The following is a 17,345-nucleotide window of genomic DNA, read 5'->3' as shown; positions in this document are numbered from 1 at the left end:
ACCTCAGAGCCATCGTCACTCAGACCGCCTGATCCCCTTCAAGCGATCGCCCTGGAATCGATCTGGTTTCCGGTTGTTGCCGGCCGGCGGCGCGGTCGCTGGTGGGCGGGTCGTCCGGAGACAGGCCTGCCGCGGCTTCCGGATGTCCAAGGCCGTATCCAGGATCCACCCCGTCATCCCGGGCTCCGCTCCGCGGCCCCGGGATGACGGAGTTGTCGTGAGCGCTGCCTCTGCAATGCCTCGGAGGCGCTCGCGGGATAGCCTGTGACGCATGCGTCGGCCGGCACAATCCAACCGCGCTGGTTCCGGTCCCCGGAGCGATGGGCTATGGACGCTGCGCTTTCCAGGGAATGCCGATGGCGCTCATCTACAAGATCTGTCCGCGTGCGCTCTGGCGCGAGGCCGAGGCGGCGGGCCGGTTCACCGGGGCGCCGGTCGACCGGGCGGACGGCTTCATCCACTTCTCCACCGCCGAGCAGACCGCCGAGACGGCGGACCGCCACTTCGCCGGCCAGGCCGACCTGCTGCTGATCGCCGTGGACGCCGAGACTCTGGGCGCGGCCCTGGTCTACGAGCCGTCGCGCGGCGGCGCGCTGTTTCCGCACCTCTACGGCGACCTGCCGCTCGCCGCGGTGGTGTCGATGGAGGACCTGCCCCTCGGCCCGGATGGGCGGCATGTCCTGCCGGCAGGCATCCCGCGCGCATGATCGCCGCCGCCTTCCCGCTGGTCCGCCCGCTGCTGCATCGCCTCGATGCCGAGAGCGCCCACGACCTGACCCTGCGTGCCCTGGCGCTGCTGCCCCCGGTCAAGCCCGCCGCCGACGACCCGCGGCTAGCCGTCGACCTGCTCGGGCGCCGCTTCCCCAATCCGGTCGGCCTCGCGGCTGGCTTCGACAAGGGCGCCCGGGTGCCGGACGCGATGCTCGGCCTCGGCTTCGGTTTCGTGGAGGTCGGCGGCGTGGTGCCGCGGCCGCAGCCCGGCAACCCGAGGCCACGGGCGTTCCGCCTCGCGGCGGACCGGGCGGTGATCAACCGCTACGGCCTGAACAGCGAAGGTCTGGCGACGGTGGCGGGGCGGCTCCGGGCCCGGGCCGGCCGGCCGGGCCTCGTCGGGGTGAATATCGGGGCCAACAAGGACTCCACCGACCGGCTGGCCGACTACGTCGCCTGTACCGAGAGCCTCGCTCCGCTCGTCGATTTCGTCACGGTCAACGTCTCCTCGCCCAACACGCCGGGCCTGCGCGACCTGCAGGGCGAGGCTTTTTTGGACGAACTGCTCGCCCGCACCGTTGAAGCGCGGGACGCGGCCGGCGCCAAGGCGGCGGTACTCCTGAAGATCGCCCCCGACCTCGCGCTGGATGCCCTCGACGCGATCTGCGCCACGGCGCTGAAGCGCGGGGTCCAGGCTTTGGTCGTCTCGAACACCACGGTGGCGCGGCCCGAGAGCCTGCGGGAGAAAAGCCTTGCCCGCGAGACCGGCGGCCTCTCCGGCCGGCCGCTGTTCGGCCCGGCGACCCGGATGCTGGCCCAGACCCGCCTCCGCGTCGGCGACACGCTCCCCCTGATCGGCGTCGGCGGCGTCGATTCCGCCGAGGCCGCCTGGATCAAGATCGAGGCCGGGGCGACCCTGGTCCAGCTCTATTCGGCGTTAATCTATGACGGGCCGGGGCTGGTGGATCGCATCAAGGCCGGCCTCGTGAAGCGGATGGCGGCGGAGGGCGTCGCCGCGCTCAGCCAGGTCGTCGGCCGGGGCGCGGAGGCGCTGGCCCGCGCGGCGTGAGGGACGTTCGTCAAGGCGCTTCCCAGTCTCGACCTCATGTCGAGGTGGCGTAGCGAAGCGCCCCGCAGGAGGCCTTCAGGGTTCGCACAGGCCGCGCTTTCGAGGTGTCTGCCGGAAGCCGTCGGCATCTGACCGTCCCGTTGGGCCGATGCGCCTCGTTCCTTGCCGAGGCGGTTCCAGAAACAGCCCCATCATCCCGGGCTCGCCTGCGGCGCCCCGGGATGACGGGGCGGAGGCATAAAGGCGTCCGCAGAAACCTGGGATGCGTGGAGGGCGGATATCCCTCTGCGACCCGTCTCCGGCTTGCCGCCGTCTCGGCTATGGCCCACTGTGTGATTGCGCGCCCCGCCGGACCTGGCCTGTGCGGCCCGGAACGCTTGATCCTCTTGGCAGATCTCCTCGCGGACCGACAAGCGCAGACACCTTGAAGGGGCTCGCGCGCGGCGCTTGGTTCCTCAGGCTGCGCGCGCAAGATGGGTTCGGAACCGAACCGTCGGCGGCCCGGTCCGACCGCTGCCGAGCGTCGCACCCGCCAGTTTAGAAAGGCTTTGCCAAGCGGTGACTTAGCCTGTGTCCCGTGCATGAGGGGCCTGCGCCGGCACGCCATTGTGACCGGTATCCCAAGCCGCTTATCTCGCGGTTGCGAATTGGCGAGCTCAGCTCGTTTTCACAAGAACATCCAGGACAATCCATGGCCCAGCCTGACGGGGCTCCCAAGCGCTCATCCGCCGCCGGCGGCTGGGGCGCTCTGAAGAGTTGCGGCAAGCACCTGTTCGGCTCGCGCGCTCCGCTGACGGGGGCGCGTGCGCTGCTGAAGGCGAACCAGCCCGACGGGTTCGATTGCCCGGGCTGCGCCTGGGGCGACCCGGAGCACGGCTCGTCGTTCGAGTTCTGCGAGAACGGCGTGAAGGCAGTCTCCTGGGAGGCCACCGACAAGCGCACCCCGCCCTCCTTCTTCGCCCGCCACACGCTCACCGAACTGCGCGGCTGGAGCGACTACGCCCTGGAGGGCGAAGGCCGCCTCACCCACCCGATGCGCTACGACGCGGCGAGCGACCGCTACTTGCCGGTGAGCTGGGACGAGGCCTTCGCCGAGATCGGCGCGACTTTGCGCGGCCTCGACAACCCCGACCAGGCCGAATTCTACACCTCGGGCCGCGCCTCCAACGAGGCCGCCTACCTCTACCAGCTGTTCGCCCGGTCCTACGGGACCAACAACTTTCCCGACTGCTCGAACATGTGCCACGAGGCCAGCGGCGTCGCCCTGATCGACGCCATCGGCATCGGCAAGGGCACGGTGCTGCTGGAGGATTTCGAGAAGGCGGACGCGATCTTCTGCGTCGGCCAGAATCCCGGGACCAACCATCCGCGCATGCTCGGCGACCTGCGCCGGGCGGCCGAGCGCGGCGCCCAGGTCGTGGTGCTGAACCCCGTGCGCGAGCGCGGGCTGGAGCGCTTCGCTGACCCGCAGAACACCGTGGAAATGCTGCGCGGCTCCAGCCAGCCGATCGCCAGCCACTACCTCCAGCCTCGTTCCGGCGGCGACATGGCGGCCTTCCGGGGCATCGCCAAGATCGTGTTCGCCCGCGACGCCGAGGCCCTCGCGGCCGGGCGGCCGTCGCTGCTCGACCGGGCCTTCCTGGAGCACCACACCGCAGGGCTCGACGCCTACCGGGCCGCCGTGGAGGCCACCGCCTGGGACGCGATCCTCGACCAGTCGGGCCTGACCTACGAGGACATCTCCGCCATGGCGGATGTCTATCTCGGCGCGCAGCGGGTGATCGCCACCTGGGCCATGGGCGTGACCCAGCACCGCCACTCGGTGGCGACCGTGCGGGAGATCGCCAACCTGCTGTTCCTGCGCGGCAATATCGGCCGGCCCGGCGCCGGCCTGTGCCCGGTGCGCGGCCATTCCAACGTGCAGGGCGACCGCACGGTCGGGATCAACGAGCGCCCTTCGGTGGCCTTCCTCGAATCGCTGGAGCGGCATTTCGGCCTCGCCATGCCCCGCCGGCACGGCCACAACGTCCTGGCGGCGATCCGGGCGATGCGCGACGGCACGGCGAAGGCCTTCATCGGGCTCGGCGGCAATTTTTTGCGCGCGACGCCCGATACCCCGGTGGTGGCGCAGGCGCTCGCCTCCTGCCGCCTCACCGTCCACATCGCGACCAAGCTCAACCACGCCCACCTGGTGCCGGGCGCCATCGGCTACCTGCTGCCCTGCATGGGCCGCACCGAGATCGACCGGAACGCGGCCGGCAAGACCCAGATCGTGACCGTCGAGGATTCGATGAGCATGGTCCACGGCTCGGGCGGCATCAACAAGCCGGCCTCCAAGGAGCTGCGCTCCGAGATCGCGATCATCGCCGGCATGGCCCAGGCCACCGTCGGCTCGGCCGCGATCGACTGGGCCGGGCTCGCGGCCGATTACGACCGGATCCGTGAGGCGATCGCCGCGACGATCCCGGGTTTTACGGAGTACAACACACGGGTGCGCAAGCCGCGCGGCTTCATGCTGCGCAACCTCGCCGCCGAGCGGGTGTTCGAGACCGCCACGGGCCGGGCCAACTTCTCCGCCGACGCCCTGCCGGCCGAGACCGAGCATCAGGTCGCGCGCAAGGGCCAGAACACCTTCGTGCTCCAGACCTTCCGCAGCCACGACCAGTACAACACCACGATCTACGGCCTCGATGACCGCTATCGCGGCGTCTACGGCGAACGGAAGGTGCTGTTCGCCCACCCGGACGACCTCGCCGAGATCCGCGATCGGATCGGCGAGCGCGTCGACATCGTCGGCCTCCATGCCGACGGCGTGACCCGGCGGGCCGAGGATTTCCGCCTCGTCCCGTTCGACATGCCCCGGGGCGCGGTGGCCGGCTACTACCCGGAGCTGAACGTGCTGGTGCCGCTCTCGACCTTCGGTGAGAAGAGCGACACGCCGACCTCGAAGTCGGTGCTGGTGACCCTGCAGGCCCGCGCGGCGGCGTGAGCGGGCCCGCGGACCCTCCCCCGGACGAGGCGGCGTTCGTCGCCGCCCTCGACCGCGTGACGGCGGCCCATCCCGGGATGATGCCGCTGGAGGCCGGGCTGCTCGCGGCCCTTTCCCTCGGCCTGCCCGGCGACAGCCGCGCCTTCGCCCGCACCTTCGCGGTGGAGCACGCCCTGGTGCTGCGCGCCCTCTCGGGGCTGGAGGAGGCGGGCCACGTCGCGGTGACCGCCCGGGATGCGCGCACCCAGCGCACGCGCTACGGGGCGGCCGCCTAGGCCCTCTTTCAAGGCGTGGCGGCGGCCGCCTCCAGGGCCGCGACGTCGAGCTTCACCATGGTCTGCATGGCAGCGAACACCCGGGCCGCCACCGCGGGATTAGGGTCGGCGAGCAGCCGCGGCAGGGCCTCCGGGACGATCTGCCAGGGCACGCCCCAGCGGTCGCGCAGCCAGCCGCACTGGATCTCCGCCCCGCCCTCCCCGGTGAGGGCGTCCCACAGCCGGTCGACGTCCGCCTGATCCGCGCAGGACACCGCAATCGACGCGGCGGTGCCGTACTGCGCCGGGACGCCGCCGTTGAGCGCCTGGAAGCTCTGGCCGCCCAGGGTGAACGCCACCAGGATCGCGGCGCCCGGCGCGCCGCCGGGCCAGGGTCCGGGCGCCCGCAGGATCGGCCCGAGGCTCGAGCCGGGCACCAGCGACACGTAGAACCGCGCGGCCGCCTCCGCGTCGTCCGCGAACCACAGGCAGGTGCTGACCGTCTTCGCCATGACGAGACCTCCGTCCCGAGAGATTGGACCCGTCGCGCGGCCTACAACCCGGCCGCGAGTTCGGCGAGTTGATCGGCGCAGCGCCCCCAGCCCTCGTGGAAGCCCATGGCCTCGTGGGCCGCGCAATCCTCGGCCGACCAGTGCCGGGCCCGCGCGGTGTAGCGGGTTCCCCCGCCCTCGGACTCGAAGGTGATGAGGCCGGTGAAGAACGGCTTCGGCGCGGGTTCCCAGGCCCGTACATAGGCGTCCGTGAACACGATGCGGGCATTCTCGACCAGTTCGAGATAGACGCCTACGCTCGGGAATTCCGTGCCGTCGGGCGCGCGCATGACGATCCGGGTGGCGCCCCCGGGGCGAAGGTCGGTCTCGGCCTCCGAGACCGTGAAGGGCGCGGGTGCGAACCAGCGCTTCAGGAGATCCGGCTCGGTCCAGGCCCGGTAGAGCGAAGCCGGGGATGCGGCGATGCTGCGCGTGAGGACGAGGTCGCGCCCGTTCGGTTCGGTCATGGTCGTGCTCGCTGGCGGCGGTCGTGGGGCGGTCAGCCCTTGCGCTGGTTCATGGCCCAGACGATCCCGAACGGATCGCGCAACTGGCCGTAGCGGTCGCCCCAGAACATGTCGGCCGGCGGCATCAAGGCGGTCGCGCCCGCCGCGACGGCCTCGGCGTAGCGCGCGTCGATATCCTCGACCATCAGCATGAGGGAAAACGCCTGCGGCGCCTGCAGCGGGTGGCCATGCTCCGGGAAGGCGTCGCTCAGCATCAGCGACGACCCGTTGACGTGGAGGTGCACGTGCATGGTCCGGCCCTGGTCGTCCGCCGGCATCGCGGTGACGATTTCGGCCCCGAAGGCGCGCCCGTAGAACTCGGCCGCTCTCAAGGCGCCGTCCACGGTCAGGTAGGCCACGAGCCCGCCCTTCACCGGGGCCGGGATGTCTGGATTCGCGCTGCTCATGGCGTGAGCCTCCGATCGCGGCCGCGCGCCCAGGATCCATGCGTTCGACACGGTCCGATTCGGCCGGTCGAATGTTGTCTCATCCCGTGTGTGATCCGTCGAGCGGCGCGTGAATGGGGATCGAATATTTGAAACGCGGGCCGCATGAGACCAACGGACGGACCCAGGCGCGCACTCTCACCTCGGTGCGGGAGAGGATGGCCCGCAAAGCGGGTCGGGAAAGGGGAACCCGGCTTCCCAAAGGGACGAGACCCAGCCCTTGCAAGGTGTTTGCAGCAGCTGTCGGCATCGAACCGTCCCGCCTGTTCGGCGCCCCCTGGTCTTTGTAGAAGCCGCTTTGAAGGCAGCTTCGTCATCCCGGGGCCGCGAAGCGGAGCCCGGGATCCAGAACCATCGTCGGGTCAAAGACTTGCGCCGCCGGCGGCTCTGGATCCCGGGCTCGCCTGCGGCGCCCCGGGATGACAGGGTGGAGGCTGAAGCGTCTGTGGAAACTTCGGATCCCTGGATGACGTATGGTCCTCTGCGACCCGTCTCTCGCTTCCGCGCCGCCTTCTCGGCTGTCACGCGGGGGCGTGATAGGCGGATGCCATCGTGTCCAGCCTGTGCGGTTCCGAAGCGCTTTATGCCATTGGCAAAACGCGTCAGGTACAGATCGATCCCAACACCGTGAGAGGGCTGGGACGAGGCCGTCTTGAGGGCCGGAGCGCACCTCCGCGCCGTCGCGTCTCGTCAGTCCAGATCGCCGGCGAAATTCACGCGATCGCCGCCAGGGGCCGGTCCGAATGCGCGGCCTCCGCGCCGGGGCCCGGCGCGAACATCTCCATGTCGTCGGCGAACTGCTCGACGATCGTCGCCGAATTGGCCAGGCATACCGGCAGATACGAGGCGAGCGACGGAGCCTGCGCGAACCCGTCTTCGAGCAGCCTGTCGTTGGCGAAGGTGAGGTCGAGGGCGCAGAAGGCGTAGTAGGCGCGGGTGGCACGCAGCATCGCCCGCTTGGACGCGTCGTTCAGGCCGAACACCTCTGCAAAGCGCTTGCGCAACCGGGCGTGGTCGCGCTCAAGATCGAAGCGCTGGAAGGCACGCACCCCGTCGCTCGGATCCGCCGCCTCGAAGGCGGCGATCACGTCGGCCCAGCGGGTCCGCCCGGCGGTGCCCGCGGAGAGGTGATAGAGGGTGTGGCTGAGATCGCGCTTCGCGAGGAGGCCGACCAGCGTCTCGGCGACCCAGTCGGCCGGAACGATGTCGACGCAGCTCTCCGGGCTGCAGGGCAGCATGCGCAGGGCGTCGGCGGCGCGCAGGACCCAGAGGATGCTCGAACTCGGCGCGGCGCCGAGCGTCGCGTGGCCGACGACGATCGACGGCCGCGCCACGACGATCGGCAGGTCGGGGAACAGCGCGGCGAGCGACGTCTCGGTCGCCGCCTTCGATTCGGTGTAGCCGACGATGTGGCGGGCGTCGGCATCGGGATAGGCCGCCTCCTCCACCAGGCTCGGCGCGTCGGCACCGCAGATCATGGCGGTTCCGACATGCAGGAACCGCTGCAACCCCGGCATGGCCCGGGCCCGGCGGGCGAGCGCCAGGGTGCCGTCATGGTTGGTCCGGAACACGCGCTCGCCGCCCCACCATGAGGTGTCGGCGGCGAGATGGAGCACGTGGGTGCAGGCATCGAGCCGCGGATCCATATCGAGGTCGGCCCGGGTGAAGTCGCCGGGGACGATCTCGACCTTGCGCACCAGGCGCTGGGCCGTGAAGGCGTCGGTGAACCGCTCGAGGCGCGCGGCGATGCGCTGGCGCCCCTGCTCCACGCTCGTGCACCGGACCAGGCAGACCCAGCTCGCGTCGTCGTCGCGGCTGAGGGCCTGATGAAGCACGGCGCCGCCGATCAACCCGGTCCCGCCCGTCAGAAGTATGCGTGCCAACGGTGCTCTCCGCTCGATGGGGAGAGTGAGTAGCGCAAAACTTCGGAAACAATCCCGCGGCGGCAGCTTAAAACATGAACTTTTTCCGACCGTGCCCGATCAGCCACAGTCATCACGGGTCCGTGATCGTCTGACGGAAGATACTCACGAACGCGTGATCTATGTCATCAAGCAGAAGACCGCTCTTTGGTCTTTGTCCAAGTTCAAGGAGACGTGCGGAATGAGTAGATCGCCCCGACCGCAACCGTGAGTTCGTTCGCGGTGCCGACGCGGCGCACGATCGGGCTCGCCGCCGCCGCGGCGATCAACCTGTCGTAGCGGACATAGCCGAGGCTCTGCCACGCGTCGGACCAATCGTAGCTCACGGTGGCCGTCGCCCCGGCGGAACGCGGTCCAGAAGAAGCCCGGTACGGGGCCAGGACGGGATTCACGAGCGTCGCGGCGACCGGGACGTCGAAGTCCAGATGCATGGCGGCGGCATCGCCGACCACGAACCGGGGGCCCAGGCTGAGGGTGAACCGCCCGAAACGGCCCACCAGGTCGGCCGCCAGCTTGGCGATGATCCCGTCATGGGCGCGGACGCCCTGCGTGACCTCGGCCCGCAGCCTAAACGTATCGGGGACCGGCCAGACCTCTCCGAACAGGCCAAGCCCGACCGTGGCCGGCAGGCGCGGCAGGCCGGCGAGGCGCTGGTCGTCGCGGCGCGACCGGCCTTCCCGGAAGTCCAGGACGGCACCCAGCTGGACCGGGCCCTCGCCCACGAGCGTGGCATCGAGGCCGTCGTCCGGGGACCACCAGTCGTGGGGCTCGTCGGCCTTGCGGAACGACAGGTAGGGCAAACCCCAGAGCCCGGCCGCCCGGCTCCCCTGGAAGCGCGGGCCGGCACCGGCGAATCCGCCGACCGAGACGACGGTGTTGTGATCGAACAGCGCGCTCAGGTCGTCGGCGCGCGCCATGACCGGGCACAGGGCCAGGGCCGCCGCCAGGGACAGGCCGGGCCGCGCGGCGCGCCGGGGCCATCGATTCGGAAGTGCACGGGCGTGCACGGGCAGGCGGGGCACCGTCGCGGTCCTTCTGTCACGCTAGGCTTAAAGACCTCTCCCATGACACGCCCACGTTAACGGCGGTGGGTCAATCGTCCACGCGCGCACCAAAGATCCGCCGGGGTTTCGCAGGCCTTGCTGTCTTCCGGCCGCGATCGGCCGAGCGCCGGTGCGACGACGGACCGGCCTGCAACTGGGACACGGGCGCCGGTCCTCTCTCGCCGCAGGGCTTGGAGTTTCACACAACGCCTTCGGGCATAGGCACGGGACGCACGACGCGTTTTCCCCGCCCCCTTGCGGCTACGGGCTACACCGGTTGGAAGATCCGCGTCCCGAGGATCGATACCCCACCGCTGATAACCCACGCCGCCATTCCGGGGCGCCCCAGGCGAACCCGGGCTCGAGAAACGTTGCCCGATCAGGACGTTGGCACGTCGGCGGTTCCGGATGCCGGGCTCCGCTGCGCGGCCCCGGGACGACGGGGCGTGGCCGTATCGATCCGGCCATCGCTGGAAGGATCAGACTGAACTTTCAACGATGGGGAGTGATCAAAATCCCAACTGGTGTCGCCCGTGGCTGCAACGGGAAAGAGGGCGCGTTCCGCCCGTCATCGGCCGCTGTTTGAGCATCCGAGCCGGAGTGCGCGGGGAAGCGCCTCATGCCCGCTCGGGCCCGTTCCGATGCGGGTTGCGCCGTCCACCCCGGGAAGCGCCCGCCGGCATCTCGGCGTGGCCCGAGACCGGAATCGGCCGCCCGCTCTCAGAACCCCTTCGCCCGGATCGCCTCGGCCCAGGTCACGGCCCGGCGGTTCACGCCGAGGTGCTGGCGCTCGTAGAGGCGGCCTTCGAGCTTGATCGCGCCGCGCTTGGCGTATTCCGGGCGCTCGAACGCCTCGATCACCAGCTTGGCCCTTCGCACCTCCTCGTCGGTGGGGGCGAACGAGGCGTTGGCCGGCTCCAGCTGGGTCGGGTGGATCAGGGTCTTGCCGTCGAAGCCGAGGTCGCGGGCCTGGCGGCACTCGTCGCGGCAGCCCTCCGTGTCGGCGATGTCGTTGTAGACGCCATCGAGGATCGCCAGGCCCTCGGCCCGGGCGGCGGCGAGCGCCATCATCATCCAGGGCAGCATCGGCACCCGGCCCGGTACGATCTTGGCCCAGGTGTCCTTGGCGAGATCGTTGGTGCCGAGCACCAGGCAGGTCAGGCGCATGCGCGGATCGCGCCTGGCCCGGGCGATCTCCTGGATGTTGAGGATCGAGGCCGGGGTCTCGATCATCGCCCAGACGGCGATGCCCTCGGGGGCGTCGAGGGATTCGAGCCGGTCGGCGATGCTCTCCAGCACCGCCGAGGACGAGACCTTCGGCATCAGGATCGCGTCGGGCTTGGCCTCGATCGCGGCGTGGAGGTCGGCCTCGCCCCAGGGGGTCTGCGGGGCGTTGACCCGGATCACCAATTCGCGGCTCCCGTATGCGCCGCTCTTCACCGCGGCGCAGACCTGCTCCCGGGCGAGCTCCTTCTCCTCGGGGCCGACCGCGTCCTCGAGGTCGAGGATGATGCTGTCCACCGGCAGGGTCTTGGCCTTGTCGAGCGCCCGCTGATTCGAGCCGGGCATGTAGAGCACGCTCCGGCGCAGGCGCAGGTCCGTCGTCGTGGCCATGGGCATCTCCCTCCTGCGGCCGCTCCCCGGCCGGCCTTCGTTGCACTGCACCCTAGAGCAGAACGTCCGATACGCCACGCCCGAAGTCTTGCCATCGGTGAGTCCGCGCGCGGTTTGATACGATCAAGGGCGGTGTTCGATCCAGCCGTGCTTTGGTCATGTTCTCACGGCTAAAGGCGGCCTGGGTTCAATCCTTGGATCCCGGGATCTGGTCCTATGCGCGCTCTCTCGACTGTCTTCGTCCTCGCCGGCCTGGTCCTGGCCGGGGCGCCCGATCCGGCCCGGGCCCAGAGCCGGACCACCCTGGGGGTCGGCTCCGGTGCGGTCGCCGGCGCCCTGGTGGGCGGCCCGATCGGGGCTGTCGCCGGCGCCGTGGTCGGCGGGTTCGTCGGCCATTCCAGCGAGCGCGGACGCCGCCACCTCCGCCGGGGCCGGCGTTACGGCAGCATCCGCCGGGCGCCGCAACGCCGCGCCGAGGCCGAGATCCCGCGCACCACCGGGACGGTCGCCCGGGCCGCGCCGCCGGCCGCGACGGCCTGGAAGGATCCGCGCTGAGCCGGGCCGCGCGTCCGGACAGCAATTCTTCGAAGAACGACCCCGGATTCGGGCGCCGCGGCTTACGCTTCGTGGACTACGCGGAGGCTGGCGTCGGATTCCCGTCCGCGAACTGCGTCGATCCGCGAAACGTGTCGCGGGCCAGGCCGGGAAACGCGACCGCCTGGAACAGGCCTCGGGCACCCAGGAACGCCACGAAGGCCAGCCACAGCCCGGCATTTCCCAGGCCGAACACCTGCACCAGCCCCAGAGCCGCGCAGTAGATCGCGAGCGCCCCCGCCATCAGGTTGCGCATCGCCCGCGTCCAGGTGGCGCCGATATAGATCCCGTCATAGGCGAACGCCGCCGTTGCGGCGAACGGCGCCAGCGCGGCATACGGCAGGTATGCCCGGGCGGTCTCGCGCACCGGCGCGCTGGTGGTGACGAAGTCGATGAAGCCCGGCCCCAAACCGAGCGCCAGCAGGCTGACCCCGATCCCGAAGCCCAGGCACCAGCGCAGGCTCAACGCGGAGGCCCGCCGGAACCCGGCGGCGTCCCGGGCGCCAACCGCTTGTCCGCACAGGGTTTCCGCCGCCGTAGCGAAGCCGTCGAGGAAGAAGCCGCCGATCAGGAACAGGTTCCAGAGGACGGAATTCGCCGCCAGGACCACGTCGCCCTGGCGGGCGCCGAGCGCCGAGAACAGCACGATGCCGGTGATCAGCGCCAGGGTGCGCAGGATCACGTCGAGGTTGACGCTGAGCGTCCGGCGCAGGGCGGCGGCGTCCCGCAGGTCGCGCAGCGGCACCCGGAACGGGCGCGATCCGAGCCGCGCGAGCACGATCAGGCCGAGCCCCAGCCCGGCCGCCTCCGCGCACAAAGTCGCCAGCGCCGCGCCGGCGAGCCCCAGGCCGAGGCCCAGCACGAAGGCGAGCGTCAGCCCGACATTGATCAGGTTGATCGCCACCTGCAGCAGCAGACCGAGATCGGTCCGCCCACGCCCCACCACCGAGCCGAGCACGCCATAACTTGCCAGCACGAAGGGCGCGGACAGGATGCGGATATGGAAGTAGGTCGCGAGCCCCGACGTCACCGCCTCGCTGGCGCCACTGACCGCGAAGGCGGCTTTGGCGATCGGCCATTGCAGCGCGAGCAGGGCCAGGCCGATCGCGGCGCCGGCCATCAGCGCTCGGGCCAGGATGCGGTCGACCTCGATGCCCTCCCGGGCCCCGACCGCCTGCGCGGTCAGTCCCGCGGTTGCCATGCGCAGGGACCCGAACGACCAGAAGATGGCATCGAAGATGACGGCTCCCAGCGCAACCGCGCCGAGCAGGGCCGCATCGCCGAGCCGGCCGATCACCGCCGCGCCGACGAAGCCGAGCATCGGCGTCGTGACGTTGGCGAGCGTCATCGGCAGCGCCAACGCCAATACGCTGCGGTGCGTCGGCAGGACCGGGGCGGCGGGCGGATGCGTCATGCCGCGACCTTAGCCGAGCCGGACGATGCGCGTCCCGATCAGCGCGAGGTCGCGAACAGCCGCGACAACAGCCAGAGCGGGATGACGACCACGGCGCCCGCGACGATCCAGCCGCCGAAATCGTGCAGCGAGGCGAGGCCGATCTCGAGGAGCGCCCGGGCCGAGTCGTAGGCGTGCCAGAATAGCCGGCCCGGCGTCAGGCCGAGCATCGCCATGGAGGCGCCGACCAGGACCGAAAGGAACAGCAGGCGCAGGAAGACGCCGGCGGGCGAGCCGCCAAGGAATCGGTGCAGCGCGGAGGGCCGCCGCTGGTATGTCTCAGACCCGTAGGCGGCGTTCGGCGGCGGAGCGCCTTGCCGGCGCCGGTCGTGATCGACGAGCATCGCGTCCTCATGAAGCCAGGAAGGGTCCGGATCGGCGACGAAACGGGCGGAACCGTGGCCGGCACACAACACCGCGTCGAAACCGGATCCCGGATCGGACGTTAGCGGGTTTCACCCACGGACCCGAGATGGCAAGCGAGAGCCGTCCCGCCAAGATGCCGGGAATGGCCGCGGGACAGCGCCGACGGGACGAGACCCAACATGATCGACCACGCCTTGTTCGACCCGGCGACGATCGATCCCGAGACGCTTCGGCTCAATGCCGAGATCGTCGCGGCGCACGCCGCCCTGCCTGATCCCTGGTCGTTCCCGATCGAGGAGGTTCGTGCCCGCCGCCGCGCCGGGACCAAGGCGGCTCCGGCGATGCCGCACAGCGCCCGGGCGGAATGGATGACGATCGAGGGGCCCAGCGGTCCGCTCAAGCTGCGCGTGGTCCGCCCGAAGGCCGACACGAAGGTGCGCGGCGCCTATCTTCACATCCACCGGGGCGGCTGGGTCTGGGGCGCGGCCGACGAGCAGGATCCCTGGCTCGAGCGCATCGCCGACGCCTGCGGCTTCGTCGTGCTGTCGGTGGAGTACCGCCTCGCCCCAGAGCATCCTTATCCGGCCGCGCTACTCGATTGCGAGGCCGCCGCCCTCTGGCTCGCGGGACCCGGCCGGGCCGAGTTCGGCGTCCACGCGCTGACGATCGGTGGCGAGTCGGTCGGCGCGCACCTCGCCGTGATGGTGCTGCTGCGCCTGCGGGACCGGCACAACCAGCCGCGCGCGTTCCGGGGCGCCAACCTCAACGCGGGCTTCTACGACCTCGGCCTGACCCCGTCGGTGCGCAACTGGGGCGACGAGCGCCTCGTCGTGAACACCCTCGATCTCACCAAGTTCGCGGACGGCTACGTCCGCGAGGGGATCGACCGACGGCGTCCGGACGTGTCGCCGATCTATGCCGACCTGAAAGGATTGCCGCCGGCCCTGTTCACCATCGGGACCGCTGACCCGCTTCTCGACGACACGCTCTACATGTCGGCGCGCTGGGCCGCCGCGGGCAATGGCGGCCACACCGCGATCTATCCCGGCGGTTGCCACGTCTTCGCCCGGTACCCGAGTCCGATGAGCGAGCGAGCCCTGGAACTGATCGACCGCTTCCTGATGGCCCTGGCCTGAGCGATCGATCCGAGATCCTGCCGGAGGCCTTCCGGGCGTGGTTCGCCGCGCGTGGCTGGACGCCGCGGCCGCACCAGCTCGACCTGCTGCGGATCGCCCGGTCGGGCCGGTCGGCGCTCCTGGTGGCGCCGACCGGCGCCGGTAAGACGCTCGCAGGATTCCTGCCGAGCCTCGTGGCTCTGGCGGAACGGGCAGCCCCCAAAGCGGAGCCCAAGACCGCCAAGGGCCTGCATACCCTCTACGTCTCGCCGCTCAAGGCGCTGGCGGTCGACATCGCCCGCAACCTCGACGCGCCCATCGCCCAGATGGGTCTCCCGGTACGCGTCGAGACCCGCACCGGCGATACCCCGGCGCACAAGCGCACCCGCCAGATCAGCCGCCCGCCCGACATCCTGCTGACGACGCCCGAGCAGCTGGCGCTTCTGATCGCCCATCGCGACGCCGCCGAATTCTTCTCCGGCCTGCGCTGCGTCATCCTCGACGAGCTGCATGCCCTCGTGACCTCGAAACGCGGGGACCTGCTCTCCCTGGCCCTCGCCCGGCTGCACCGCCTCAGCCCGGATCTGGCAGCGATCGGGCTGTCCGCAACGGTCCGAGAGCCCGACGAATTGCGGAAGTACCTGGTGCCGCAGCTGGAGCTTTCCCCTCCCCCCTCTGCGGGCGGTCGGAGTCATACAGCCCCGGACGAGGCTCGGGTCCCCTTTCCCGCACGGGAGAGGAAGCGCGTCGCGGTGTCGGCGCTCGATGAGGTCACACGCCCGACCCAGGCGCCTCTCCCTTCCTTCCCTGCAGAGGGGGGAGGGGAAAAACAGCCGCCCATGGCCGACCTCGTGACCGTCCGAGGCGGCGCCAAGGCCGACTTGCGCCTGCTCGATCTCGGGCGGTCGCTGCCGATCTCGGGGCACACCGCCTGGCACTCGATGCCGGCGATCTACGAATTGATCAAAGAGCACCGGACGACCCTGGTCTTCGTCAACACCCGGCTCCAGGCCGAGTACACGTTCCAAGAGCTCTGGCGCCTCAACGAGGACGCGCTGCCGATCGCGATCCATCACGGATCCCTCGACGCGCAGCAGCGGCGACGGGTCGAGGCCGCGATGGCGGAGGGACGATTGCGGGCGATCGTCTGCACCGCAACCCTCGACCTCGGCATCGACTGGGGCGACGTCGATCTCGTGGTCAATGTCGGGGCGCCCAAGGGCGCGAGCCGGATCATGCAGCGGATCGGCCGGGCCAACCACCGGATGGACGAGCCCTCGAAGGCCTATCTCGTCCCCGGCAACCGCTTCGAGATGCTGGAGTGCCAGGCGGCCCTCGACGCCGTCGAGGCGGCCGCGCAGGATACCCCCGACGCGCGGCTCGGCGCCCTCGACGTGCTCGCCCAGCACGTGCTCGGCATGGCCTGCGCGGACGCCTTCGACCCGGTCGGCCTCTACGACGAGATCGTCTCCGCAGCACCCTATGCCGGCCTGACCTGGGAATCTTTCGAGCAGGTCGTCGATTACGTCGCGACCGGCGGCTATGCCCTGCGTGCCTACGAGCGCTTCGCCAAGATCCTGCGCGGGCCCGACGGCCTCTGGCGCGTGCGCGATGCCCGGACGGCGCAGGCGTACCGGATGAATGTGGGCACGATCGTCGAGGCGGCGCGGGTCCGGGTGCGGCTCGGCCGGACCCTGCGCGGCAAGCCCGGCACGGTCCTGCCGAAGGGCGGCCGGGTGCTCGGCGAGATCGAGGACGAGTTCGCCGACACGCTCACGATCGGCGACACCTTCCTGTTCGCCGGCGAGACCCTGCGCTTCGAGGGACTCGCCGAGGACGAGGCCCTGGTGACCCGCGCGCCGCTCGGGACCGATCCTGCGATCCCCTCTTATGCCGGCGCGAAATTCCCGCTCTCGACCTTCCTGGCCGAGCGGGTCCGGGCGATCATCGCCGACCCGTTCGCCTGGGATCGCCTGCCGAAGCAGATCGGTGACTACCTCCAGCAGCAGCGCCGCCGCTCGGTCCTGCCGGGCGAGCGCGACCTGCTGGTGGAGACCTTCCCACGGGGGAAGCGCCACTACCTGACGGCCTTCCCGTTCGAGGGACGGCTGGCACATCAGACCCTCGGCATGCTGCTGACCCGGCGGATGGAGCGTGACGGCCTGCGCCCGCTCGGGTTCGCGGCCAACGATTACGGCATCGCGATCTGGACGACCCGCGATGTTTCGGAGCGCGCTGCGCTGGACTCCGACTTCATCGGCGACCTGTTCGCGGTCGACATGCTGGGCGACGACCTGGAGGCGTGGCTCGATGAATCGGCGATGATGAAGCGTACGTTCCGGCAATGCGCGGTGATCGCCGGCCTGATCGAACGCCATCACCCCGGCCTGAAGAAGTCCGGCCGTCAGGTCACGATCTCGACGGATCTGATCTACGACGTGCTGCGCAAGCACCAGCCCGACCACCTCCTGCTGCGCGCGGCGCGACAGGATGCGGCAACCGGACTCCTCGACGTGAGGCGCCTCGGCATGATGCTAGAGCGCATCCAGGGGCGAATCATTCACAAGGCTCTCGATCGGGTCTCGCCGCTCTCCGTATCCGTCATGCTCGAGATCGGGCGCGAACGGGTCTACGGTGAGGGGGCCGACGAGATCCTGGCCGAGGCCGAGGCGGAGCTTCTTCAGGAAGCCCTGTCCTGACCGTCGATCCGCC

15 protein-coding genes are annotated in these 17,345 nt (G+C 70.5%); 7 read left to right on the top strand and 8 right to left on the bottom strand.

All coding sequences use genetic code 11. The features are described 5' to 3' along the window. The first annotated feature begins 356 nt into the window (after positions 1–356). The 4 genes from MFF40_RS23955 (at position 357) to MFF40_RS23940 (ending at position 5,044) form a co-directional block, all read left to right on the top strand. Complete coding sequence (locus tag MFF40_RS23955; RefSeq protein ID WP_147856976.1) at positions 357–707, top strand: DUF952 domain-containing protein; 351 nt, start codon at positions 357–359, stop codon at positions 705–707. Then, positions 704–1,780: a quinone-dependent dihydroorotate dehydrogenase gene (locus tag MFF40_RS23950; RefSeq protein ID WP_147896499.1), complete on the top strand. Its 1,077-nt coding sequence runs from the start codon at positions 704–706 to the stop codon at positions 1,778–1,780. The genes MFF40_RS23955 and MFF40_RS23950 overlap by 4 nt, the downstream gene beginning before the upstream one ends. A 691-nt stretch (positions 1,781–2,471) precedes the next feature. After that, on the top strand, positions 2,472–4,769 hold the full coding sequence (locus tag MFF40_RS23945) for an FdhF/YdeP family oxidoreductase (RefSeq protein ID WP_238262504.1): 2,298 nt from the start codon (positions 2,472–2,474) through the stop codon (positions 4,767–4,769). Then, a complete protein-coding gene (locus tag MFF40_RS23940; protein WP_147896500.1) occupies positions 4,766–5,044 on the top strand; it encodes a hypothetical protein in 279 nt (92 codons plus the stop codon). Before MFF40_RS23945 ends, MFF40_RS23940 begins: the two co-directional genes overlap by 4 nt. Positions 5,045–5,052: 8 nt before the next feature. On the opposite strand, the gene MFF40_RS23935 is transcribed toward MFF40_RS23940, so the two are convergent. From MFF40_RS23935 to MFF40_RS23910, 6 genes are all read right to left on the bottom strand, one after another. Continuing rightward, positions 5,053–5,535 (bottom strand): VOC family protein, encoded by a 483-nt coding sequence (locus MFF40_RS23935; protein ID WP_238262502.1) that lies wholly within the window; start codon positions 5,533–5,535, stop codon positions 5,053–5,055. Between the two features lie 41 nt (positions 5,536–5,576). After that, on the bottom strand, positions 5,577–6,041 hold the full coding sequence (locus MFF40_RS23930) for an SRPBCC family protein (protein ID WP_147856429.1): 465 nt from the start codon (positions 6,039–6,041) through the stop codon (positions 5,577–5,579). Between the two features lie 32 nt (positions 6,042–6,073). Beyond that, complete coding sequence (locus MFF40_RS23925) at positions 6,074–6,487, bottom strand: VOC family protein (protein WP_147856428.1); 414 nt, start codon at positions 6,485–6,487, stop codon at positions 6,074–6,076. A 752-nt stretch (positions 6,488–7,239) separates the two neighbouring features. Further along, positions 7,240–8,409 (bottom strand): SDR family oxidoreductase, encoded by a 1,170-nt coding sequence (locus MFF40_RS23920; protein WP_238262500.1) that lies wholly within the window; start codon positions 8,407–8,409, stop codon positions 7,240–7,242. A gap of 203 nt (positions 8,410–8,612) precedes the next feature. Next, entirely contained in the window at positions 8,613–9,470 is an 858-nt protein-coding gene (locus MFF40_RS23915) for a MipA/OmpV family protein (protein ID WP_238262498.1), read from the bottom strand. Positions 9,471–10,211: 741 nt separating this feature from the next. Then, positions 10,212–11,105, bottom strand: coding sequence for an HpcH/HpaI aldolase/citrate lyase family protein (locus tag MFF40_RS23910; protein WP_147857343.1), 894 nt, complete (start codon positions 11,103–11,105; stop codon positions 10,212–10,214). 216 nt (positions 11,106–11,321) lie between these two features. Here MFF40_RS23910 and MFF40_RS23905 point away from each other — a divergent pair, with 216 nt between their 5' ends. Further along, the gene (locus tag MFF40_RS23905) at positions 11,322–11,660 is read left to right on the top strand and encodes a YMGG-like glycine zipper-containing protein (protein WP_147906628.1); all 339 of its coding nucleotides are present in this window, start codon (positions 11,322–11,324) and stop codon (positions 11,658–11,660) included. A 76-nt stretch (positions 11,661–11,736) separates the two neighbouring features. On the opposite strand, the gene MFF40_RS23900 is transcribed toward MFF40_RS23905, so the two are convergent. Together MFF40_RS23900 and MFF40_RS23895 are read right to left on the bottom strand one after the other, a co-directional pair. Further along, the gene (locus MFF40_RS23900) at positions 11,737–13,113 is read right to left on the bottom strand and encodes an MATE family efflux transporter (protein WP_147853818.1); all 1,377 of its coding nucleotides are present in this window, start codon (positions 13,111–13,113) and stop codon (positions 11,737–11,739) included. A 38-nt stretch (positions 13,114–13,151) separates the two neighbouring features. Continuing rightward, entirely contained in the window at positions 13,152–13,496 is a 345-nt protein-coding gene (locus MFF40_RS23895) for a DUF6460 domain-containing protein (RefSeq protein ID WP_238262496.1), read from the bottom strand. A gap of 201 nt (positions 13,497–13,697) precedes the next feature. Here MFF40_RS23895 and MFF40_RS23890 point away from each other — a divergent pair, with 201 nt between their 5' ends. Further along, the gene (locus MFF40_RS23890) at positions 13,698–14,654 is read left to right on the top strand and encodes an alpha/beta hydrolase (protein ID WP_147853820.1); all 957 of its coding nucleotides are present in this window, start codon (positions 13,698–13,700) and stop codon (positions 14,652–14,654) included. Next, positions 14,651–17,332, top strand: coding sequence for a ligase-associated DNA damage response DEXH box helicase (locus tag MFF40_RS23885; RefSeq protein WP_238262508.1), 2,682 nt, complete (start codon positions 14,651–14,653; stop codon positions 17,330–17,332). Before MFF40_RS23890 ends, MFF40_RS23885 begins: the two co-directional genes overlap by 4 nt. Positions 17,333–17,345 lie beyond the last annotated feature (13 nt).

It is taken from the genome of Methylobacterium mesophilicum (assembly GCF_022179445.1).
Lineage (GTDB): Bacteria > Pseudomonadota > Alphaproteobacteria > Rhizobiales > Beijerinckiaceae > Methylobacterium > Methylobacterium mesophilicum.
This window is presented reverse-complemented; position numbering and strand designations above follow the sequence as displayed.

Excerpts from the sequence above, each read along its gene's own strand:
- MFF40_RS23950 (WP_147896499.1), top strand. The coding sequence starts at position 704 with ATGATCGCCGCCGCCTTCCCGCTGGTCCGCCCGCTGCTGCATCGCCTC.
- MFF40_RS23910 (WP_147857343.1), bottom strand. The coding sequence starts at position 11,105 with ATGGCCACGACGACGGACCTGCGCCTGCGCCGGAGCGTGCTCTACATG.
- MFF40_RS23890 (WP_147853820.1), top strand. The coding sequence starts at position 13,698 with ATGATCGACCACGCCTTGTTCGACCCGGCGACGATCGATCCCGAGACG.
- MFF40_RS23900 (WP_147853818.1), bottom strand. The coding sequence starts at position 13,113 with ATGACGCATCCGCCCGCCGCCCCGGTCCTGCCGACGCACCGCAGCGTA.
- MFF40_RS23905 (WP_147906628.1), top strand. The coding sequence starts at position 11,322 with ATGCGCGCTCTCTCGACTGTCTTCGTCCTCGCCGGCCTGGTCCTGGCC.
- MFF40_RS23925 (WP_147856428.1), bottom strand. The coding sequence starts at position 6,487 with ATGAGCAGCGCGAATCCAGACATCCCGGCCCCGGTGAAGGGCGGGCTC.
- MFF40_RS23895 (WP_238262496.1), bottom strand. The coding sequence starts at position 13,496 with ATGCTCGTCGATCACGACCGGCGCCGGCAAGGCGCTCCGCCGCCGAAC.
- MFF40_RS23930 (WP_147856429.1), bottom strand. The coding sequence starts at position 6,041 with ATGACCGAACCGAACGGGCGCGACCTCGTCCTCACGCGCAGCATCGCC.
- MFF40_RS23935 (WP_238262502.1), bottom strand. The coding sequence starts at position 5,535 with ATGGCGAAGACGGTCAGCACCTGCCTGTGGTTCGCGGACGACGCGGAG.
- MFF40_RS23945 (WP_238262504.1), top strand. The coding sequence starts at position 2,472 with ATGGCCCAGCCTGACGGGGCTCCCAAGCGCTCATCCGCCGCCGGCGGC.
- MFF40_RS23955 (WP_147856976.1), top strand. The coding sequence starts at position 357 with ATGGCGCTCATCTACAAGATCTGTCCGCGTGCGCTCTGGCGCGAGGCC.